We start from the raw sequence: 22,922 nt of genomic DNA, 5'->3' as shown, positions 1-22,922 counted from the left end.
ATTTTCGTCATATACCGTTTGTCGATAATGCCCTGACTACGCTAATATTGCAGCGATCCCTGGCAAGGTTTTACCTTCTAAACTTTCTAGCATTGCCCCTCCGCCTGTTGATACATAGCTTACTTTGTCTTCAAAGCCAAATTGTTTAACGGCAGCAACTGAATCTCCGCCACCTACCAATGAAAATGTACCTGCTTTAGTAGCTTCTGCAATATTATTACCTACAGCAATGGTTCCACCTGCAAATTTTTCCATTTCAAAAACACCAATTGGTCCGTTCCAAAGAATGGTTTTAGAGTTTAGAATAACACTTTTGAATATTTCCAAGGTTTTTGGACCAGCATCCAACCCTTGCCAACCATCTGGTATTTTGTCAACATCCACCACCTGAGTATTTGCATTTGCATCAAAGGCATCAGCCGCAAGCACATCGACAGGAATATGTACGTTTACATTTTTTTGTTTTGCCTTTTCTAAAATTTCCATTGCAAGGTCCATTTTATCATCCTCACAAATAGAATCACCTACTTTACCTCCTTGGGCCTTAATAAATGTATAGGTCATTCCTCCACCAATAATTAAATCATCTACCTTATCTAGAATGTTTTCTATGATAGTGATCTTTGATGAAACCTTTGCCCCACCAAGAATAGCTAAAACAGGTTTTTCACCAGTAGCCATTACTTTTTCGATTGCATCAATTTCTTTTGCCAACAAAAAGCCAAAACATTTAGCTTCTGGAAAAAATTTGGCTACGATAGTAGTTGATGCATGTGCACGGTGTGCCGTACCAAAAGCATCGTTTACATAAATATCACCAAGTTTAGAAAGTTTTTCAGCAAAACCTTCATCACCTTTTTCCTCTTCGCTATAGTATCTTAGGTTCTCTAACAAAAGTACTTCTCCATTCTTTAAATCTTCCACAGCTTTTTCAGCTTCTTCGCCAACACAATCACCTACAAATTTAACGGCAACCCCAATGATATCAGAAACAGCGTCTACAATATGACTTAATGATAAATCTGGATTACGTTCTCCTTTTGGTCTGCCTAAATGGCTCATAAGAACAGCACTACCACCATCTTCCAACACTTTTATAATCGTAGGTTTTGCTGCCTCAATTCTATTGGTATCGGTTACTTCAAAGTTTTCGTTAAGAGGTACATTGAAATCTACTCTTATCAATGCTTTTTTATCTTCAAAATTAAAGTCATTTAATACTTTCATGTAATTATCCTTTTGTTAGTTAACAAATGTAAAGATTAAAAGGTTTGTGATAAAGTGCTAAAAGAGATTATTTACACTCAATACCCTTAAATTTGTTGTACTATAAACAACTATATTTGAATCTATGTTATTCAAAGAAATTTTAGGGCTTTCCCATATAAAAAGTCATTTATCTTCAAGTGCAGATGCCGGTAGAATACCCCATGCACAATTATTTGTAGGTCCGGAAGGCTGTGGTTTATTACCAATGGCTTTGGCTTATGCCCAATATATCATTTGTCAAAATACCAATGGAGAGAATAGTGGTGGCAATGAATCTTGTAATCTAAAATTTAAATCTTTTGCTCACCCAGATGTTCATTTTGCATTTCCGGTGTCGAATTCAAATAAAGTAAAATCTCACGCCGTAAGTAACCACTACATGAAAGAGTGGCGAGAGTTTATCATGGAACAGCCTTATGGCAATTTGTTCGATTGGTACAGATACATAGAAATTGAAAAAAAACAAGGGCAAATAGGTGTCGACGAAGCACAGGATATCGTAAAGAAACTTTCTTTAAAATCTTATGAAGGCGGTTACAAGGTCATGATTATCTGGATGGCAGAAAAAATGAATATTGCAGCTTCCAATAAATTATTAAAGCTTATTGAAGAACCCCCTGAAAAAACTATTTTCCTATTACTTTGCGAAGACGAAGAACAGATCATACAGACCATTAAATCTAGATGTCAAGTAGTACACTTTCCTCCTTTAGCAGAAGATTCTATTGCTACTGCGTTAGTTGAAAAGGGAGCCAATAAATCAGAAGCAAAGTTATTGGCACATGAGGCAAACGGTAATTTCAATAAAGCTTTAGATCTACTGAACAAAGATTCTGAAGATTTGGTCTTTGAAAATTGGTTTGTACAGTGGGTAAGAACCGCTTTTAAGGCAAAAGGAAACAAAGCTGCAATTCATGACCTTTTGTTATGGAGCGAAGAAGTCGCAAAAACCGGAAGGGAAACACAGAAGAACTTTTTAAGTTATTGTATTACTGTGATGAGGCAAGCACTGATGATCAATTATGGCGCAGAAGAACTGGCATATTTAAAAATACATGCCGAAGGATTTCAATTAAAGAAATTTGCTCCTTTTGTTCACGAAAATAATATTCTTGATATCACCAAAGAATTGGAAGATGCGATTTATCATGTGGAAAGAAACGGTAATTCAAAGATTATTTTTACAGATTTATCTATTAAACTTACCCGATTGCTTCACAAAAAAAAGACAGAACTTAAATAACTTACAATGAAAATATTATTGAACAATGCTACCGAAGTTTTATTGCTATTATTTTTAATCATAACCTTTTTGCAAAGCGGTTTTGATAAAATTACCGATTGGAACGGTAATATATCTTGGCTTAAAGAGCATTTTTCTAAAACACCTTTTAAAAATATAGTTCCGTTACTAGTGGGTATTATATTGGTAACAGAAGTTGTTGCCGGTATATTATGTGTAATAGGAATTTACCAAATTTTAAATTCTGGTGATACCGTATTTGCAATGTACGGTGCAATACTATCGAGTATAACGCTATTGATGTTATTATTTGGTCAAAGAATAGCCAAAGATTATGAGGGTGCTAAAACTATTGCAGTTTATTTTATTCCCACCATACTGTTGGTCTTTTTACTTCAGTCTTAATATAAAGTGCCTTTTAGAACTACAAACGGATATCTATAAAAAACAAAACCCTCCAAATAGGAGGGTTTTTTGAGGCATCGAGCGGATTCGAACCGCTGTACAAGCTTTTGCAGAGCTCTGCCTAGCCACTCGGCCACGATGCCATTTTTTAGCGAGAGCAAAAATAAACAATTCTACCAATCTAAGCTGCATTCACAACCAAGAAATTATATTATTTTTAAGGTAGAAGAATTTAGTTAACCGTTTGTCCGCGTTGTAAATTCAATGATACAGTTACCTTTTCAACATCGCCATTTATTGGCGGATTTATTTTAGAAACCGAAACCATTGCATTGGCCACGGTAGGTAATTCAGTAAATATTCTGTCTATGATTCTTTTGGCTACGTGTTCCAGCAGTTTGGAAGGTATTGCCATTTCTTGCTTTACAATTCTGTTGATGTGAACATAATCTACAGTGTCCTTTAATTCATCGGAAACAGAAGCTTTTAGCAAATTCGTATCTACGGAAACATTGACCAAATAATCACTGCCGATGTTCGTTTCTTGTGGCAAGCACCCATGATGGGCGTATGCTTTAATATTCTCTAATTGTACCTTACCCATTAGTCTTTTGTCTGGAGCACAAATTTAATGATTCTCCACAAAGCATTAGTATGTACAACGACAATTACTGATACCTTGAAACAAGTCTACACCTAAAGTGATAACATGGGTACCAGAACTATAACCAAGTAGTTCGTTTAAGATTACTTGGTAAGAATATCCAAAATAAAAATTACTTTTCTTTAAACCGGCTATAGGAGCTATATATAGTGGGTTTCCTATTTGATCATTCAAGAAACGATAGTTTACACCAGCGTAGAAATAATCCTCAAAATCATAAAATCTGAATTTTAAGTTTAAATCGGTAACAGAGCGACCATCACTTTCAAATAACTGAAACAGTACAGAAGGCTCTATCTCTACTTTACTAGTTCTCTTCTTCATGTATCTGTAACCCGTATAGACATAGTAGTTTCTTAATCTATTAGGCTCGTACAACTCGTTGAAATTACTTAAATCCTTATCTAATATATTAGATGCATTGGCACTGAAGTAAAACTTATCATACCTATACAACACTCCAATATCAAAGTTATGGTTCGTAGTAGCTTTATCACCTACATAAGCAGGATCGGCTATTAATTCTGGATTAGAGTTGTCTATTCTAAATTGATTGTAATTATAGGATAAACCAAACGATAAGAACTCATCATCATAACGATCTAGAGTCAAGTGGTGTGCAAAAGATAGTCTTGCTCCCTGTTGTTTTGTTTCTCCGTTACTATCGTTGTAAAGCACCATACCAATACCTGATTTTTCTCCAAGTCGCATATCTGCAGCAAGAGATTGGGTATCTGGTGCATCTTTAATACCTACCCACTGAGTAAGGCCATTTAGCCTTATTTTAACATGGTCACCGATACCAGCGTAAGTTGGGGACATTACAAAGGGGTTATCGGCAAGATATTGTGATAGTTGAGGTATTGTAAGTTCTTGCCCTCTTACGGAGAGCACGCTTATAAATAATACCAGTGTCAATAGACTGTTCCGCATCATCATTTTAGGTTAAGTTTTTAACGGTATAGGGTAAAATGTCCAACAAATTCTCTTTCATCTCTTTCGCCATTCAGTTTCACTACATACCAGTAGTCTCCCGTTGGCAATTCATTGTCTAAATAAGTTCCGTCCCAACCTTCAGAATCAACAGATTGTTCAGAAACCACTCTACCATAACGATCAAATATTTTTATTAGTATTTCTGGGTATTGTTCAATGTTTCTAGGGATCCATAAATCGTTCTGTCCATCGCCGTCAGGGGTAAAGAAATTAGGCAATTCAATGTCTATGAACTCCATAAATATATTTGCAACGGTAGAACAACCGTTCTCATCTACCACACGAACTTCATAGGTATCTGTTCTTGTGATATAGAAAGTATTGCTATCGCCATTATCAATACCATCGAAATAGTAGGTATAACCTTCTCTACCACCTTCAACAACAGCCGTTATTTCATTCATGTTGTTTTGTTCCAGTTCTAAGGTCAATGGCTCAAATGCCTCAATAACAAAGTCGATGGTTACAAAACATCCGTTAGCATGGGCAATAGTGATGTAATGGTTACCCGGTGCCGTATTTCTAAAGTCGGGATTCAACTGAAGATCAGCAGGGTCAACAGAATCTATCGCATATAATACATCTCCAATTACGCTATCGTCTTCAAGCGTAATATTTACATAGTTATCTGGAGTATCACCGGTACATTCGTAGACCGGATCAACCGTAGCATTTAGGTTAACTCCCGCTTCAATATCTACCACTACGTTAGTATCACAACCGTTGGCATCTTTAATTACGATTAGATAATTTCCAGCAGCCATATTATAGAATTCTGTTCTGTTCAACACAAAATCTTCATCGCTATTTGAATTTAGTGCTGTGCTATATGGTGCAGTACCACCTGTAATATCTAGGATTATAGTACCGTCTTGACTATCTACACAAATTTCTGGTGTAGTTTCCACTTCAACTGCCAAACTAGATGGCTCAGAAATAGTATATGTCAAGTATTCGAAACAACCATTTTGATCTTGTGCAATTATCGTATACTCACCAGGAGCTAGATCAGTAAATGTATTTTCATCATAGAACTGATTCAAGTTTGGTGAAATAGCATATTGATAACCACCAGCTCCACCAGAAAGCGTAACCGTAATTTCACCGTTATCTTCACCAGCACACGTAATATCCACGACGATGTCTGTGTATGACAATGGAGTTGGCTCTATAATGATCACCTCTTCAGGTGCTGTAGTACAATCTTCACTAACAACAGTTACATAATACGTACCTGCACCCAAATCTCTAAATACACCTTGAGACTGAGGACCTGCAATTCTAGAAGCTACGCTTAAAGAACTATCGGTAAACAATTCATATTGGTAGTTTCCTAATCCGCCATCTGCAGTTGCATAAATGATAGCCGTGCTTTCACCTGTACAGTTCAGTACCGCAGCAGAGGTGTCAACTGTTAATTCTAAAGCAGGAATCTCGCTTTCTGTAATTGCATTTGAAACAGCAGACTCACAACCATTGATTGCATCACGAATATAAAATTGGTATCTACCAGCCGGATACATTCCAGTTTCAGGCAATCCTAAAGGATTACTGGTCATAGGCAAGAAGTTGATATTATCAACACTATACTCATAAGTTCCACTACCACCTGTGGCAGTAAGTTCAAACTCAGCACCAGTAGTACAGGTCAATGCATCAGTTCTAATTAAACTCGCCTGTACTTCAGTTGGCTCTCTTACCTCAACAATATTCGTTGTAGTATCACAGTTCCACCCATCGACTACGGTTACACTATAGAAACCTGCGCCTAAATCTGTAAAACTAGGATTGGTTTGTTCACCAGTGGTCGCTGTAATCGTAGTACCTGTTTCATTATAGAAATTCAACTGATAACTATACGTACCACTACCGCCACCAGTTACATTTGCAGTAACAACAGCTCCCGTATCACCGTAACAAGCTAGGTCTGTTACAAGCGGAGTTGCATTAGCCACTATCGGTGTTGCTGGCGTTAATGTTTCAGTATAATTTACAATACATCCGGCGTCATCAGTAATGCTAATTGAGAAATCACCAGCAGCCAATCCTGTGAAAATACCTTCATTAACATTATCCATGTTATATGCATCGCCTGTTGTAGTATTTGTCAATACAATATCATATGGTTTATACCCGCCTTCAACTTCAACTCTAATAACACCTTGGTCATCGGTACAAGTTGCTTCCGCCAATGGAGTTACTACTCCGCTTAACGCTATATCCGGCGAAATAATAGTAACCAAATTGGTATCTTCAGAACAGAAAGGAACATCGGTTTCTGTGATGGTTACATAATAGCTACCACCTGAAAGACCTGTTATTGTTCTAGGATTGACACTCGTATCCGTTGCCGTAGAAGTTATAATCGATGTACCTGCAGCATTGAATACTTCGTATGTGTAATTACCCGTATACCCATCAATATCAATTTCTAAACTTCCGTTTGCTTCACCAAAACATGTAACTTCAGATACCGCAGTAGCTGTTGCTGTTATAAAATCGAATGGAGCAACGGTATAACTAGTTGTATTAACATAACAACCTGTATCTGTATCAGTAACTCTAAATACATAAGAGCCAACGGTATCTAAATCGTACGTTGCTGAAGTAGCAGTTGAACTTACCAATGTAGCCGATGTATTTCCTATTGGTAACAACTCATATACATAGTTATGAGCCAAACCATTATCAACTACTGAAATTGTTATTCTTTCATCGTTGGTACATGTAATTTCGACATCTTGAGCTGTTGTAGCCGTAAATGTATTTATAGGTTGAATTGTAACGGTATCGAAAGTGGTACAACCATTGGCATCTTTTACATACACATCTATATTTTGTACGCTTCCATCATCCGTAACGTTAAATGTATTTGACGCTTGGAAAATAACATTGTCAATACTGTATAAATATGGTGCGGTTCCTGTACCTATACCAGCTGTTGCTGTTATAGTTGCAGTATTTACACTGTTATCAGCCGCACAATTAAATTCCGTTGCCGTAGCAGATACTGTTAATTGTGTAGGTTCAGTGATTGTCTCATTTTTAACAGCATCACAACCTCTACTAGATATTACTCTTACTTGATACTCACCTGCCGCTAAACCTGTAAACAAAGGATCGTTTTGAGCAGGTACGATTGGTGTTACCAAGTCAGCAATATCGTATAGTTCATATTGATATATAGGATTATCGTCTGTACTTGGGTCAATATTGGCTCTAATACTACCATTCGAATCTCCAAAACAACTTACGTTTACGATAGTTGCATCTAATAATACTGGTGCTACTGGCGCATCTAGAACTTGCGTTACCGTTCTTTCACAAACTGGATTCGTAGTATCTAAATCACTAACTACGAAGGAATATGTTCCTGCCTCAGTTAAGTTTGTAAATACACCTGTTGTTTGAGTTACAACGCTACCTAACGGAGTTGTCATTTCAAACTCAAGGTTTGTAGAGCCACCAGTTACATTAACCGTTATTTCTCCACCCGGAGTCACCGTACAATCAATAGACTTATCTACTGTGGTAGAAACGTCCATTTGTTCATAAAGTATTTCAGCCGGAGTAGTGAATGTACAACCCCATTGATCTGTAATAAACACGTCATAAGTACCCGCTCCAAGTCCTGAGAATACTCTTGTGTTCTGAGGAGCACGGAAATCGGAACCGTTTAATCTTAATTGATAGGTATAGTTACTTCCTTGTCCGCCAGTTGGAAGGCTCACTTCAATCTCACCCTGTAAATTTGTACAATTTTCTTGGTTAACTTGTAAAGTTGCCGCAATAGGGTCTGGAACATCAAGAACAATATTATCTTGAATTAATCGCTCACAACCTTCAGAATCTCGTGCCCACGCCTGGTAAGTACCAGCAACTAAACCTGTAAACGAAGCATCAGCTACAAAATCTGTTGTTGCAGGAACACTCGTGCCTACAAAATATGTATAGCCACCCCAACCACCAACTACATCAGTAATGGTTATAGTACCATCATTTCCAGGCACACAAGTAATATCTGTCACTACCGTAGATCCGCTAATATCAGCTGTAGGACCGTTAATAGTGAACGCTTCTGTATTTGTACAGAAAGGGTTGTTGTCTTGTGTAATAGAAACATAGTAACTACCTGCAAATAAGTCAATATCTGCTGTAGGTCCATTTGTTGTTGCTTCTGAACCAGAAACAACAACCGTATCATCACTAGTATCTGCTAATGTTCCCTCAGTGTCATAAATAGTCCAAGTAAATCCGCCAGGGTAGGTTGCATCGACTAACTCAAAGTTTACTGCACCAGTTGCCGTAGCATAACATATAACATCACTTGTTTTAACTACATCGATGGTAAATGTATTTGGTTCTTCTATAGTTTCTGCAACAGAAACCACACAACCTGTATCTATATGTCTTGCCAATATCGTATACGATCCTGCAGACAAACTACCGAACACGTTAGAAGCTTGGTAGTTGGTACCATTATCAATACTATATTGGAACCTAGTTGGGTCGCTTAAGGTAGATGTTACCACTACCGTAATTTCGCCATCGCTACCTGGAGCACATGTAACCGTATTTGAAACCGAAGCGTCTATATCGGTAATTTCATCAAAAGGAAGAACAGTAGCTGTTGTGCTACCAGAACAACCCTTGTCATCATAAACATTGATAGTATAGGTATCACCTGCTCTATTTGTAACCACCAATACATTTGATGCACCAGATTGTACCACAGCCGAACTGCTATCCACAAATTCATAGATTACATAGTTACCGCTACCACCGGTTATGGCAGTCTCGTCAACTGTTATTGTAGCATTGTTAGGGTTATTACCAGCAGTACAACCAAATTCTACAACTGTAGTATCTATGTTCGATATTACTGCAGGTTCATCTATTACAATGTTACCCGATGCAGTACTACAACCGTTAGTTCCTGTTGCCGTTACAACGTATGTATTTGGAGGTAAGCCTTCAAATGTATTATTACTTGCATTGAACGTTCCTGCTACTGGAGATATCGTAAAAGTTAACGGATTTACTCCATTTTCAACTTGTGTCAAAGTAATTGACCCATCGTTAGCTCCAAAACAAGTAATATCTATATGCGAATCTGTAAATACCGGCTGAATAGCAGGAGCCAATTCCTGCGTTACCGTAATTTCACAAACAGGATTTGTAGTATCTAAATCTCTTATTAAGAAACTATATGTTCCGTCATCGGTTAAGTCAGTAAATGTTGCATTATTGGTTTGCGTAACCGCAGCTCCTGTTGGAGGTGTCATTATAAACTCTAGGTTTGTAGAACCACCGGTTACATTGATAGTGATAGTACCACCTGGTGTACCCGTACAATCAATAGCCTTGTCTACCGTAGTAGTTGCACTTAACTGTTCGTATAATTCTACTGGAGCAGTTGTAAATGAACATCCCCATTGATCCGATACAATTACTTCATATTCACCAGCTCCTAATCCTGAGAAAACTCTAGTGTTCTGCGGAGCTCGGAAATTAGACCTATCCATTACCAATTGGTAGGTATAGTTACTTCCTTGTCCGCCAGTTGGCACACTAACTTCTATTTCTCCCTGTAAGTTTGTACAATTCTCAATGTTCACTTGTAATGTCGCCGCAATTGGATCAGGAACATCAAGAACAATGTTATCTTGTATTAATTGCTCACAACCTTCTGCGTCACGCACCCAAGCTTGGTATGTACCCGCAACCAATCCTGTGAAAGAAGCATCTGCTACGAAATCAGTAGGTAATGTTGGAGCTACAGTGTCAACAAAGTAAGTATAACCGCCCCATCCACCAACAACATCGGTAATGGTTATGGTACCATCATTTCCAGGAACACATGTTATGTCAGTTACCACAGTATTTCCTGATATATCAGCATCAGGACCTGCAATATTGAAAAATTCAACATTGGTACAGAATGGATTGTTGGTTTGTGAAATAGAAACATAGTATTCACCAACACCTAAATTAATTATTGGTGTAGGACCGTTCGCAGCTTCAGAACCACTAAGAACAGAAGTATGATCGGTACGGAAAATTTCCCAATCGAAACCTGTGTTATACGTAGCATCTATCAATTCAAAAGTTACTTCACCGGTATCTGTTCCAAAGCAAATAACATCACTTGTTTTTACAACATCGATCGTAAACGTGTTTGGCTCTTCAATTCTAGCCGAAGCAGTTACGATACAACCCGTATCGGTATGTCTTATCAAGAAGTTATGGTTTCCAGCAGACAATCCGCCAAAAACATTGGTAGAAAGGTAAGTTACACCATTATCAATGCTATACTCGAATTTAGAACTATCACTAGCTGTAGATGTTGCCGTTACGGTAATTTCACCATCACCACCCGGTGCACAAGTAACCGTATTGGTCACTGCTGCCGTTGCTCCTGTTAATTCGTCATACGGAAGCACAGTAGCTGTTGTACTGCCCGAACAACCGTTGTCATCATACACATTAATAGTGTATGTCTCGCCCGTTCTATCTGTAACCATTAAGACATTCGATGAACCAGATTGTACTACGGCAGAGCTGCTATCAATAAATTCATATGTTACATAGGTATTACTACCTCCAGTAATTGCTGCCGTATCAACGGTTATTGTAGCATTATTATCATTATTACCTACGGTACAACCAAACTCAACAACATCTGCATTTACGTTCGTAATTTGTAACGGGGTACCTACTGGACTGTCAACTTCTAATTCACAACCACGAGCAGAAGTAGCCCTAACAACATAATCATCGTTTGCGCCTAAATTGTTAAATATAGTAGATGTTTGTGGTACGCCAACCGGTGTCAATACCGAGGGAGCCGTCTCTATAAATAATTGATACACATATGGAGGATTATCCATTGAAGCATCAAGTTCTACAACTATAGACCCATCAGTATCTCCAAAACAGGTTACATCGGTAATATCCGTTGTAAATAAAACAGGGGTTGCCAATTCCAATTCAACATCTGTTTGAGCGGTACAACCTCCTAGAACTGTATCATATACATGGGCGGTATAAGTACCTGAATCCAATCCTGTAAAAATTGGTGATGGTTGAGGTCCGCCAGCTACGCTAACTCCTCCATTATCGAATAATTCATATTCATAGAAAGTAGAACCACCATAGGCTGTAATTATAATCTCACCATCTCCCTCTGTACATGAAGGTTGGGTTGTAACCTCGGCAATGATAGATGTTGGTGCAAAGATTTCAATGTTTTCTATATTTCCACATCCATTAAAATCACGTACTTGAACAGTGTAATTACCAGAACTTAAGTCGGTAAACTGATGTGTAGTCCCTGCAGTAGTTAAAGTAGAAGACTGGTATGAACCGCTGTTTAAACTAAGTGTATATGGTTGAGACCCTTCTCCGTCTAACGTAATTTCTATAATAAAGTCACCCTCATCTGCAGTACATTGGTTAATAACCAAACCAGAAATAGCTGGAGTTGGATCGTCTGCAATAGTAACATCTAATGGTAGCGCCGTAGAACAACCGTTACCGTCCATCACATAAATATCCCATTCAGTATTAACCGAAGGGTCTAATTCCGCATAGTTACTAGTAACATAGTCACCAGCAACAGGAGGAACACCATTTTCAACGTAGGCATACGTATAAGAACCATTTCCACCGCCTGCAATTACGGTTACATTAGCATCTTCAGAGCAGTAACCGTTATTTTGATCCGCCAAAGTCAACGTAACCGGATTAGGTTCTAATATTCTAAATTCATATGTATTTGTACATTCTGGTGTAGTTGCTTCTTGGAAAAATAATACATAATCTCCCGGAGGAATATTTGATACTGTTTCCAAAGGAGTTGGACCAGGACCTATTGGACCTGTAACACTACCAGAATATGGACCACCCAATGGTATGTTGCTAATGCTTTCTCTTATTTCATAATTTATAATTGTTACATTAGGATCATATTCTTCAAACTGGAAAGAAATAGACCCATCTGTATCTCCATAACAAGAAACATCTGTTACCGTTGGATCTGCAACTACATCAATAGCAGATACATTAGGAATATCAACTTCAACAAAACTAGAACATCCTGTTGTCGTGTCGATCACTTGAAAAACATAACTAGCACCAGGGTTTAGTCCGTTGTACGTGGCAACTTCCTCATCAGCCGTAGCACCCGCCGCCTCAGCATCTGGTGCGGTTCCTGTACCATAAATAGTAAAATCGTAGTTTCCTGAACCTCCACTTGCGGTAAGTTCAGCGGTACCACCAGCTATACAACTAACTGGCATTAAAACCGGATCAACCGATAAATATGGACTAGACAAAACCCTAACCGGATTCTCGTAATACTCACAACCATTGGCATCCAATACACGAACATAGTAGTCTCCGAAAGCTAAACCGTCAAAAGTTACCGTAGTTGCTGTCGTGTTTACAACGGGGTTTGGCCCTGTCGTAGGAACAACATTATTAAGATTATCATATAGGGTATACGTAAAATTAGGCACCCCACCACTTGTAATCGTAATTTCAATACTACCTGGTATATCACCAGTTGCACCACAACTAACATCAGTAGCTACAACATTGGCATCAAACAATACAGGGTCAACAACAGTTGCGCTGCCATTATAAATACATTCTTTAGAATCCCTTACAATATAATTATATGTGCCAGCGACTAAACCGGTATACACTCTTTGACTTGTAAAAGCACTACCATTAAAATTAATTTCATACGGTGATGACCCAAAATTAGGATCAACGTTAATTTCAACGATACCATTAGAATCACCAAAACAAGTAGGGTTCGTAACAGTTTCGCCAGCAACAGGGTTTACTGTTGGTGTAACCGTAACTATGTTAGAAACGGCAGTACAACCTTGGTTATCAGTTACTCTAAACCTGTACGTACCCGCTGTAGAAGTGGCATATGGAAATGTTCCGGTAAAAGCGGTATAACCACCGCTATTTACATCTAACTCATACGTATAAGGAGCATAACCACCATTAGTCACTAAATTCATGACTGCATCTGGTGATACTGTACAGTCTAAATCTTTATCTAATGTAAGCGTTGCCGTTAATTGAGGTTCAACATCAAAAGTTACTGTATCTGTACAACCATTGGCATCTCTAATTTCAAAAGTATAATTACCAGGAGTTAGATTTGTAAAGGTGTTTGATGTTGTAAATGTACCCGTACCCATTCTATACGTATAAGGAGCAACACCGCTAGTAGCGCCGACCTCAATTGTGGCCGATCCTGATACGGAAGAATTAAAACATACATCTGAACTAGGTAAAATACTTGCAACCGGAGTAGCAGGGGCTACTAATGTAAATGTATCTGTTTCGGTACAACCATTAGCATCGGTAACCGTAATTGTATGTAAACCTAATTGATCCAAACCTGTAAATACCCCCGTGCTTTGTGAAGCCGTATTGGAGCCATCTGGAAGTTCTATTACATAAGAATATGCCGAAGTTCCACCTGTTACCGTAATATCAACAGCACCATCATCAATACATGTGGGCTGTGTTGGCGTATTAGAAACCATTAAAACTGCAGGCTCATCAATAATTTGAGTTAGCATTTCAGTACAACCAGCAATTGGGTTGTCAACATCCCTTATGTAAATAGTATAACTACCTGCAGCCAAACCTGTTATTTGATGTGTTGCTAGCGTATCGCTACCTTCAATAGTTGTAAAAGCACTATCATAGCTATACTCATAACCACCTGCTCCAAAATTCTCGACTTCAAAAGTTATGGTGCCAGAATTATCGGCATTACAATCTAAATCTTCATGAGATAAAATTGCGGCTTCAAAAGCATTGCCATCTTGAACATCTACAATAATATCCGTTGTACAATCACTACCATAGTTTACAGTAACAGTATGTTGACCAACTGCTACGTTATTAAATACATTGTTACCAATTTGAGGCGTATTACCATCAATGCTGTATGCATACGATGCATCATTTGGGAGTATTGTAATTATTCCTGTTCCATCACAACTGTAATCAATATTACTGCTTAAAGATGGTTCTGTTGGTAAAGGTGCTATTACGATATTTGGCAGGTCAACAACACAACCTGTATTGTTAGCATCCCTAACCTGAACTGTATACGTACCGTCGGTCAATCCTGTGAAAACCGTTCCTCCAGTAGTAGCCATAGTCCAAGTACCACCGTTTAAACTGTATTGATATGAACCAGAACCGCCAGTTGTAGGTGTTACACCGCCAACAGTGATCTCTGCTAATTGATTACAGGTATAATCTTCTGTTTGTTCGCTTTCTGCCACTATTTCAGGTAATTCATCAACAGAAACAGATAAGATAAGCTCACAATCGTTAACATCTCTTACTCTTACATCATAAGTACCTGCAGTAAGATTATTGAATAAACTTACAGACCCGAAGTTTGCACCACCATCAATACTATACGTATAAGGAGCCTCACCACCACTAGCAGCTAAAGAAATACTACCATTATTACCACCAAAACAAGTAACATCTACAACTGTTGGTATTGCTGCTACAGGAGCATCTTGAGCAATATTTATATCATACATTGCAGGACACGCATCTGCTCCTCCATTGTTATCCAAAACATAAACATCGTAATCTCCAGCACCCGTAACAGTAACCGTATTCGTAGCCGAATAATCGCCCGCATTTGGTGTTGTTCCATCTGTAACCACTGCATAAACGTAATTACCATCACCACCTGCAGCGGTAATATTAATTTCACTATCGGTGCCACATGCTGTAATTGTACTGGCACTTGCGCTAACCGTAACTTGTTGTTCGATGGTTACCGTTTGAGCCGGAGCATCACAACCAAAAGCATCTGTTACTTCTATGGTATAAGTACCATTTGAAAGACCTGTAAAAGTATACGTTGTAGCATCTATTGGAGCTGGGGTTACATAAGATCCTCCATTAATTCTAAACTGATAGTCTCCATTACCAGCTGTAACATTTACGACAATAGTAGCATCATTACTACCACTATAACAAATAGTTTCCTGTAAAGTGAAAGCCGGAGTTTCTGGAGCCGTAACTACAATAGGGGTATCAATTAAATCCGAACATCCATTGGCATCTCTAGTACGAACATTATAAGTTCCTGCCGATAAGCCACTAAAAACTGTATTCGTTTGGTATGCGGTTAAAATACCGCCAGAAGTATCTTCTAATTGATACTCATACCCTGGCGTACCACCTGTTGCACTTGCTGTAATTTCTGCACCACCATTGTTGCACGTATAATCTTGTGTAAGATCTGCATCTGCAACTACTAATGTTGGTTCATTAATAGTATGGTCAAAAAATGTAGTACAACCAGGTAAAGAACTCGCTGCATCCCTAACATATACTCTATAAGTGCCTGCTGAAAGTCCTGAAATTGTTTGAGGTGATACCGTAGTACTACCCAATGTGCTGGCAAAATTATCTAAACTATATTCAAATCCGCTTGCCCCATAGTTATCTACTTCAAAAGTTATCGAACCAGAGTTATCACCGTTACAATCCAAATCTTCGGAAGAAAGTAGGTTCGCTTCAAAAGCATAACCATCTTCAATAGTAACGTCAATAGATACTGTTTGAGAGCATTGCTCAGGGGTTTGGAAGGCAAGTATATTATCAATAACTACATCGTTACCTTGAGTTGCGGTGCCTATTGTTCTTATTACAATATCCAAATTTGTTTCTGCACCAGGATTTAAGGTTAGAATATAATTTTCCCAAATATCCGGGTCTGTACTTTTAGGTACTTCTCCAGTTACCAAATTAGTAATCACATTCCCCGAAGAATCTACCAATTGAATATCCAAATTTGCATCTGCACCAGTTGAGCCAACATATTTTAAATTGAAAATATCTAAGGAAATGGTAATGTCTCTATTAGGTATAACTTCAACACCTCTTTTAGCATAGACAATTCCATTTGCTCCTGCTACACCTCCAATATTAATTGCCAAATATCTTCCGTTTGCAACACCTGACTGTTCATTTGGTACTAACCAGTTATATGGATTTACAATTGTATTTGTTACGGAATATTCACCATCTTGAATATGTGTGTCTGTACCAAAAGAAGGACATGAACTAGGTGTTCCATCTTGTGGTTCATAACAAAATAACGGATCGATCTGCGAAATAGAAACATTTGGTCCAACACCAAAATCTTCTCTTAATAATTCACTTCTTGCCGGTGGAGTGTTACTAATATAATCAACATCAATCGTATGGGTACCCACAGGAACATCTGTAAATACATTTGAATCTCCAGGCGTATTAACCGAACCATTAAGATAGTACGTATATTCTAAGTTAGGATTGTCTGGAGTTATAGTTACAATACCTGTACCGTCGCAAGAATAATCTACTTCTGGAGTAAGTTCAACATTAGGCGGGGTTGGCGCTTGCTCAATTGTAATATCCATTGGAAACGTACAGTTATTTGCATCCTGTATGTACACTGTGTGTGAACCCGCTAATAAATATCCTATTGCACTGGTATCATATGTACTACCTCCATCAAAGCTATAAGTATACGGCATAGTACCACCTTGTGCATTTGTAATTCTAACCTCGGCCCCGTCAGTAGGGTTACATTCGATTAATTGTGTAACCGCAGCAGATGCAGAAAGTGTAAAAGGCTCTGAAATGGTATATGCTTCATCTACCTCACAATTATTTACATCCCTTACTCGAATATTATATGTGCCTGCACCAAGGTTATTAAAAGTATTTGGGGTTTGATAATTTGCCCCATTATTAATACTATACGTATAAGGTCCCTCGCCACCAGAAGCAACTATAGTTAAAGTAGATTGATTTTCTCCACTACAAAGTATATCTGTATTGGAAATAGATAATGCTAATGCATCATCTTGGTCTATTGTAATCTCATATGAAGATTCACAGAAATCAGCATTACCACTGTTATCTCTTACATATACATCATATACTCCTGAACCAGTAACTGTCACAGTGGTACTTGGGTCAAAGTCGCCCGCATTTGGGGTTACCCCATCATTTACTACCGCATACACATAATTACCATCTCCGCCAGCTGCAGAAATATTTATATCGGTATCGGTGCTGCAGGCAGTAATGTTACTTGCGCTTGCCGTTACCGTTAATGCCGGGTCTATAGTAATACTTTCTGTATCTGTACAGTTGTTACCATCTCTTACCTCAACCGTATATGTTCCTGAAGAAAGATCAGAAAATACATTGGTTGTACTAAAAGGACCGCCATTTAAACTATATTCAAAAGTTCCATCTCCACCAGATGATACACTAGCGGTCAAGGTCAATAATACAGCATCATCAAAACAATCTTGATTCGGTGTTATTACTAGAACAGGTGGTTCCGCAGCGTCCAAATCGAACGTGAAAGGAATACTACAATTGTTCGCATCTGTTACCGTACCGTTATATGTACCAGACTGGGTTAAACCTGTAAAAGAGCCTGTGGAATTAGAACCAAATACAGAAGTATCTGGATTGTTCAATGTATAAACATAACTACCCCATCCGCCATCGGCAAGAACACTTACACTACCCTGTGATGTACAACTAGGTTGTATTTCAGTTAAACTAGAAATAGTCAATGCCGAAGCCGGACCTTCTAATTCATGTGTAGCAGAATAAGTACAGTTGGTATCTGTATCTACAATGTCTATGGTATAAATACCGGCAGCTAAGTTGTTGATGTTATCAATAACAGCTTCAGTACCCCCGGTTCTTTCAACTCCTGCAGGACCTGTAATTGTATACGTAAAGTTTTGACCTGCTTGGAAGTTTACATTAAATCGGATAACGCCGTCTGCAGCTCCGAAACAACTGATCGGTTGTGTGGTTTCTCCATTAGCCGATATTGGATTAATCGCATTTATCGTATAATTTTCATCATAAAAACACCCATCGGCATCGGTAACTCTTACGGTATAAGTGTCAGGAGCTAAACCTTCAAAAACAGCTTCGTTACCTGAGGTACTTGTTGGACCAATGGCAGAAGGTGTAGTAATGGAATACACGTAAGGTGAAGTTCCATTAATTGCATTTACTGTTAAGTTAGATGTTCCTGTAGGACATGTAATTTGAGATTCTACAATGGTTAAATCCGTTGGTGGGTTAGGTCTATCTATTACTATTTCATCAGTACTAATAGTACAGCCATTGGCATCCCTAATTACAAGATTATATGTTCCATAGGTTAAATTTTCAAAACGATGAGCGTTAATAGTAGTATCGGGAATAAAATTGATTCCGTCTATACTATACTCATAAGGTGCAGTACCACCGGTTACATTTTGAGCTTCTATAATACCCTCTTGTAAACAGGTGTAATCTTGAATTAATGCAGAAGTTCCACTTAATAAGGAGCTAGGCGCTGATATTGAATAATCCTCTTCGTAATCACAAGATGCGCTACCTTTTCTTTGGTTAATTACAATAGTATAGTCATCATCAGCCAAGTTTGGAAAAACACCAGTGGAATTCTCTGCTAATAAAACATCATTAGAATCATAGAGGTAAAAAGTCAATTGATACCCATTATCATCTATTAAATTAAATTGAATACTCCCTGTTGACTCACCAAAACATGAAACATCATTAACGGTAGTTGCAGCAAATTCAGCGGCAGGTTGAAATTCAATACTAACGGTATTGGACTCCTTATAACAACCGTTTCTATCTAACACCACAAATACATAGTCTCCTGGATCTAAAATGTCAAATATTTGACTAGATTGAAAATTTGTTGCAGGTATATCAGAATAATTGGGATATGAAATAATAGAAGTGCCCGACTCATCAATATAAGACCAAACAGCATATGTATGGGGTGTTCTTCCTCCATTTGAATCCATTAGAATATTACCTTCTCTACAAGTAATATGTTGAGAAACCCTAGCAGTTAGCTCCAAGTCATTTTCGTCAACAATGGTTACCTCTTCACTGTAAGAACAACCATCATCGGTAGAAATATAAGCGATGTAATCTCCTGCACTTACATCATTAAATGTGAAATTATTATCTGCATGGCCATCTTGACTATCAATTAAAGTTCCCAAGCCACTATTGGCTCCATCATTTCTTCTAAGTTCAAATGCATAAGGTGGGTCAGCATCTGTAATCTGTAGCGTAACAGTACCTAAGTTGAAACACGTCTCTGGAGTTACACTTACGTCATATGTTACCGCTCTTTCTCTAATACCTATAACCGGAGTAGAAAAAATACATGCATCTTGAATTGGATCACCGTCTGTATCTAATTGAGTAACCTCAACTCTATAAGAACCGTTCTCACCAGAAGCAAAATCAAAACTTGGACCGTTGTTAGCACTAAATGGAACAATAACATTATTAGTGTCATTATCTACCAATTGATAACCATACCCATTTCCAAGATTTGTAATAGTAATATTGCCATCGGTATCACAAACAATATCTCTGTTGTCAAATTCTAAATCTAAGTTGTTCTGAAAACCTTTGAAATAGAAGCTGCTAGTACATCCATTTTGATAGATTACAGAAAGTCTATATTCACCTGGTGCATTTAGTAAATAATTACTACCGGTACCTACTTCGGTCCAAGAACAAGTGAGAGCTCTATTAGCACAATCTTCACCTACATCAACACCACAACTACCTTCATTTAAAATCTCCCAAGTAACACTTTGCGCATCAACAATATTAACAGCTAGTGGTTGCGTGTCATTAATACCGCACAAGAAAATTTTAGGTAAATAAGCGCTATCGTCTGAACAGAAAACGATTTCACCAGGAATGTCATTACTAGGGTCAGCATCACCATTTACTTCATTGAAATATTCGGTAACTGGGTTTGGTAAATTACCAGAACCAAAAGGCTCTACATTGATAATTTCTTTAAATCCTTTACATGGATCGGCAACAATTTTATCAACTATATATTGACCAACAAGTGTTACTACTTGCGTACTAGGGTCATTATCTGGATCACCATCGTTAATTTCAACATCGGTAGCATCAATTTCACCATTACTATTGGTGTCTCTGTACCATACATACGAATCAAAACCATCACCAGCATTTAGAATGGTACTTGTACCACAAAGTTCTATGGTTCTTTGAAAATTACAATCGGATAAATCATCTAAAAGGAAGTTGGTAGCTCCCGGAACAACAAATCCACATGAATTAAAATCAGTTACACTTGGGTCATCGGTTACTTGTGCAGAATTATTTTCACCTCTGTAAGAACTATATGCCAAATTCTCAATTAAATCAGAACAAGCATCTATAAAATCAAAACAATTTTCTGCGACCTGAACTCTAAAAACAATAGAATATTCACCATCTTCATCTTCTACATAAACATCTGGAATATCAAAAACTATTTCTCTAGTCGCTGGATTATAGGTATACGTAATTTCATAACATGTTCTAGGTGAGCCAGTACATATTGGTGCAGGAAAAGAAAAATCAGTATCATTAAAAAAGCTTCGTCCATCAGGTGGAGAAACGTTAACTGGTAATACATCTCTAATCGTATAATTAATTCCATCGTCATTACCGATATTTTCAAATGTCAGTACATAATCCAATGTTTGGCCTAAGTTCACCCCTTGACCTGTAATATCTACACCACCAGGAGTTTGAACTCTTTTCTCCAATACAATGTTAGGCGCGATAATATCTACATCAAAAGAAGTAAAGAAAATATCATATTTATCTTGTGAGGAACTGGCTCTTAAAATAGCACTTGTAGAACCATTTGGAATTACGGTATTACTAGCACCTCCATTCGGAATTTCAAATAGGTCAACATCCCATCCGTTAGTATTTATACTATTTGGGTTTCTAGCTGTAAAATGAGCATCAAACTGAGTAATACTAGAATTAAAGAAATTATCTGCCGGATTCTGTCCATTCGATAACGTGGTAAACGATCCGTTCGCATTAATTTGCAAAGCATCACCACCAATTCTATTGTCCCCTTCTAAAGCTGCAACACCCATATTAGCATATACAGGAAAAGGTGCTGGAAGTGTTGTAAAACCGTTTACTGGAATATCAATGCTCTCTCCAGATTTAACACCTGCATAACCATCAAAAGTTGTAATAAATTTATCACCCGGTAAGTTTGGGTTTTCATAAACAACAACCATTTTCCAACCACCAGAAATACCACCAGAAATATTACTGCCTGTACTTGCTCTTACGTTGGCAACAAAATACTCTCCGTTCGGATTTGTCATCCCGGAAACGATATCTGTTACATCTTTATAAGCAGCATAGGGACTGTAGTACCCAAAATCAGCATCACCATCGCCATCAAATATTATTTCATCTGCAGTAATATCTTGATATGCCTCACCTGGAATTCTAAATTTAATATCGTCAATATTACTTCTATCGGAATTCACATATACTGCAGACCAATACAAACCAGCATATCGTACTAAGGCACAATCGACATCAGGTATTTCTAAATTTGCACTACTCGAGCTAAATGTAGAATTATCACCGTCGATATCAATATACTGCATATCTAGATTGTCATTGTAATCTGAACCAGAACCTGTCAAATTATATGGGTCATTGGGGGTTTGGCCAGGATAACATATTCTATTTCTTCTTCTGCCCTCGCAATAAGGGTCAATTTGAGGAGCTACAATACTATTTGCTATAAAAGTGAGATCACCTCTGATATCTGCTTCGTAACGAACGTCGAAATCATTTTTAACCTGAGCAACTGCGGTTTGTAAACCCAACGCTAAGAATAAAATGAAAAATAAACATTTTGAGTAATGTTTTCCCATAAGAGAAATGTGTTTGGTGAAATCTAAAAATGTGGTCAGCTCTATCATGTGCTAAAATTGTTGAAGCATTCCTCTCATTCGACATTGATCTTGTATCGTTACACTGGGGAATTCTCCATTAACAAATATTAACCTTAGAAGTTACGTGAAGAATTTAATGTTGTGGTAACGATGTTTTCTGTTGTGAAACATCAAATAAAATGGGTTTGTTTTTATGAAAAAGTGTGCATTTCAACGATAATACACACATCGGCAAGACTTTAAAAATGTATTGAAAGGAGTGATTTTAAATAAATTCTAAACCAATTTTCAATTGTTCACTTGCTTCGTCTAAAGCCAAAACCGGTTGATTCAATAGGTGGTATTTAACTAAATATAAAGCACTTTTTCATTCATTATTAACTCCTTAAAGTCCATTGAAAGGAGAGAATAAATTACACGGTTTTGACTAAATATTTTTAAACATCAAGCATAGAACACTTTAAAATTTGTGTTT

6 protein-coding genes and 1 tRNA gene are annotated in these 22,922 nt (G+C 37.7%); 2 read left to right on the top strand and 5 right to left on the bottom strand.

Annotated elements, in window-relative coordinates:
• Positions 1–36: 36 nt before the first annotated feature.
• A complete protein-coding gene (locus DCS95_RS15035) occupies positions 37–1,227 on the bottom strand; it encodes a phosphoglycerate kinase (RefSeq protein WP_116771590.1) in 1,191 nt (396 codons plus the stop codon).
• Positions 1,228–1,351: 124 nt separating this feature from the next.
• On the opposite strand from DCS95_RS15035, the gene DCS95_RS15030 reads away from it, so the two are divergent.
• On the top strand, positions 1,352–2,512 hold the full coding sequence (locus DCS95_RS15030) for a DNA polymerase III subunit (protein ID WP_116771589.1): 1,161 nt from the start codon (positions 1,352–1,354) through the stop codon (positions 2,510–2,512).
• A gap of 6 nt (positions 2,513–2,518) precedes the next feature.
• Positions 2,519–2,917, top strand: coding sequence for a DoxX family membrane protein (locus DCS95_RS15025; protein ID WP_116771588.1), 399 nt, complete (start codon positions 2,519–2,521; stop codon positions 2,915–2,917).
• Positions 2,918–2,989: 72 nt separating this feature from the next.
• On the opposite strand, the gene DCS95_RS15020 is transcribed toward DCS95_RS15025, so the two are convergent.
• From DCS95_RS15020 to DCS95_RS15005, 4 genes are all read right to left on the bottom strand, one after another.
• Positions 2,990–3,060, bottom strand: a tRNA-Cys gene (locus DCS95_RS15020).
• A gap of 89 nt (positions 3,061–3,149) precedes the next feature.
• Positions 3,150–3,521: a dihydroneopterin aldolase gene (folB, locus tag DCS95_RS15015; RefSeq protein WP_116771587.1), complete on the bottom strand. Its 372-nt coding sequence runs from the start codon at positions 3,519–3,521 to the stop codon at positions 3,150–3,152.
• Between the two features lie 45 nt (positions 3,522–3,566).
• A complete protein-coding gene (locus DCS95_RS15010) occupies positions 3,567–4,517 on the bottom strand; it encodes a PorP/SprF family type IX secretion system membrane protein (RefSeq protein ID WP_456085616.1) in 951 nt (316 codons plus the stop codon).
• Positions 4,518–4,534: 17 nt separating this feature from the next.
• Positions 4,535–22,474, bottom strand: a complete 17,940-nt coding sequence (locus DCS95_RS15005) for a T9SS type B sorting domain-containing protein (protein ID WP_116771586.1) — start codon at positions 22,472–22,474, stop codon at positions 4,535–4,537.
• Between the last annotated feature and the right edge of the window lie 448 nt (positions 22,475–22,922).

The organism is Maribacter litoralis (assembly GCF_003075045.1).
GTDB classification, from domain to species: Bacteria; Bacteroidota; Bacteroidia; order Flavobacteriales; family Flavobacteriaceae; genus Maribacter; species Maribacter litoralis.
Note: the sequence above shows the minus strand (reverse complement) of the source record. Positions and strands in the feature narration are given on the sequence as shown.

Bases quoted from the DNA above. Each gene is read 5' to 3' on its own strand.
- folB (WP_116771587.1), bottom strand. From the start codon at position 3,521: ATGGGTAAGGTACAATTAGAGAATATTAAAGCATACGCCCATCATGGG.
- DCS95_RS15035 (WP_116771590.1), bottom strand. From the start codon at position 1,227: ATGAAAGTATTAAATGACTTTAATTTTGAAGATAAAAAAGCATTGATA.
- DCS95_RS15025 (WP_116771588.1), top strand. From the start codon at position 2,519: ATGAAAATATTATTGAACAATGCTACCGAAGTTTTATTGCTATTATTT.
- DCS95_RS15005 (WP_116771586.1), bottom strand. From the start codon at position 22,474: ATGATAGAGCTGACCACATTTTTAGATTTCACCAAACACATTTCTCTT.
- DCS95_RS15010 (WP_456085616.1), bottom strand. From the start codon at position 4,517: ATGATGCGGAACAGTCTATTGACACTGGTATTATTTATAAGCGTGCTC.
- DCS95_RS15030 (WP_116771589.1), top strand. From the start codon at position 1,352: ATGTTATTCAAAGAAATTTTAGGGCTTTCCCATATAAAAAGTCATTTA.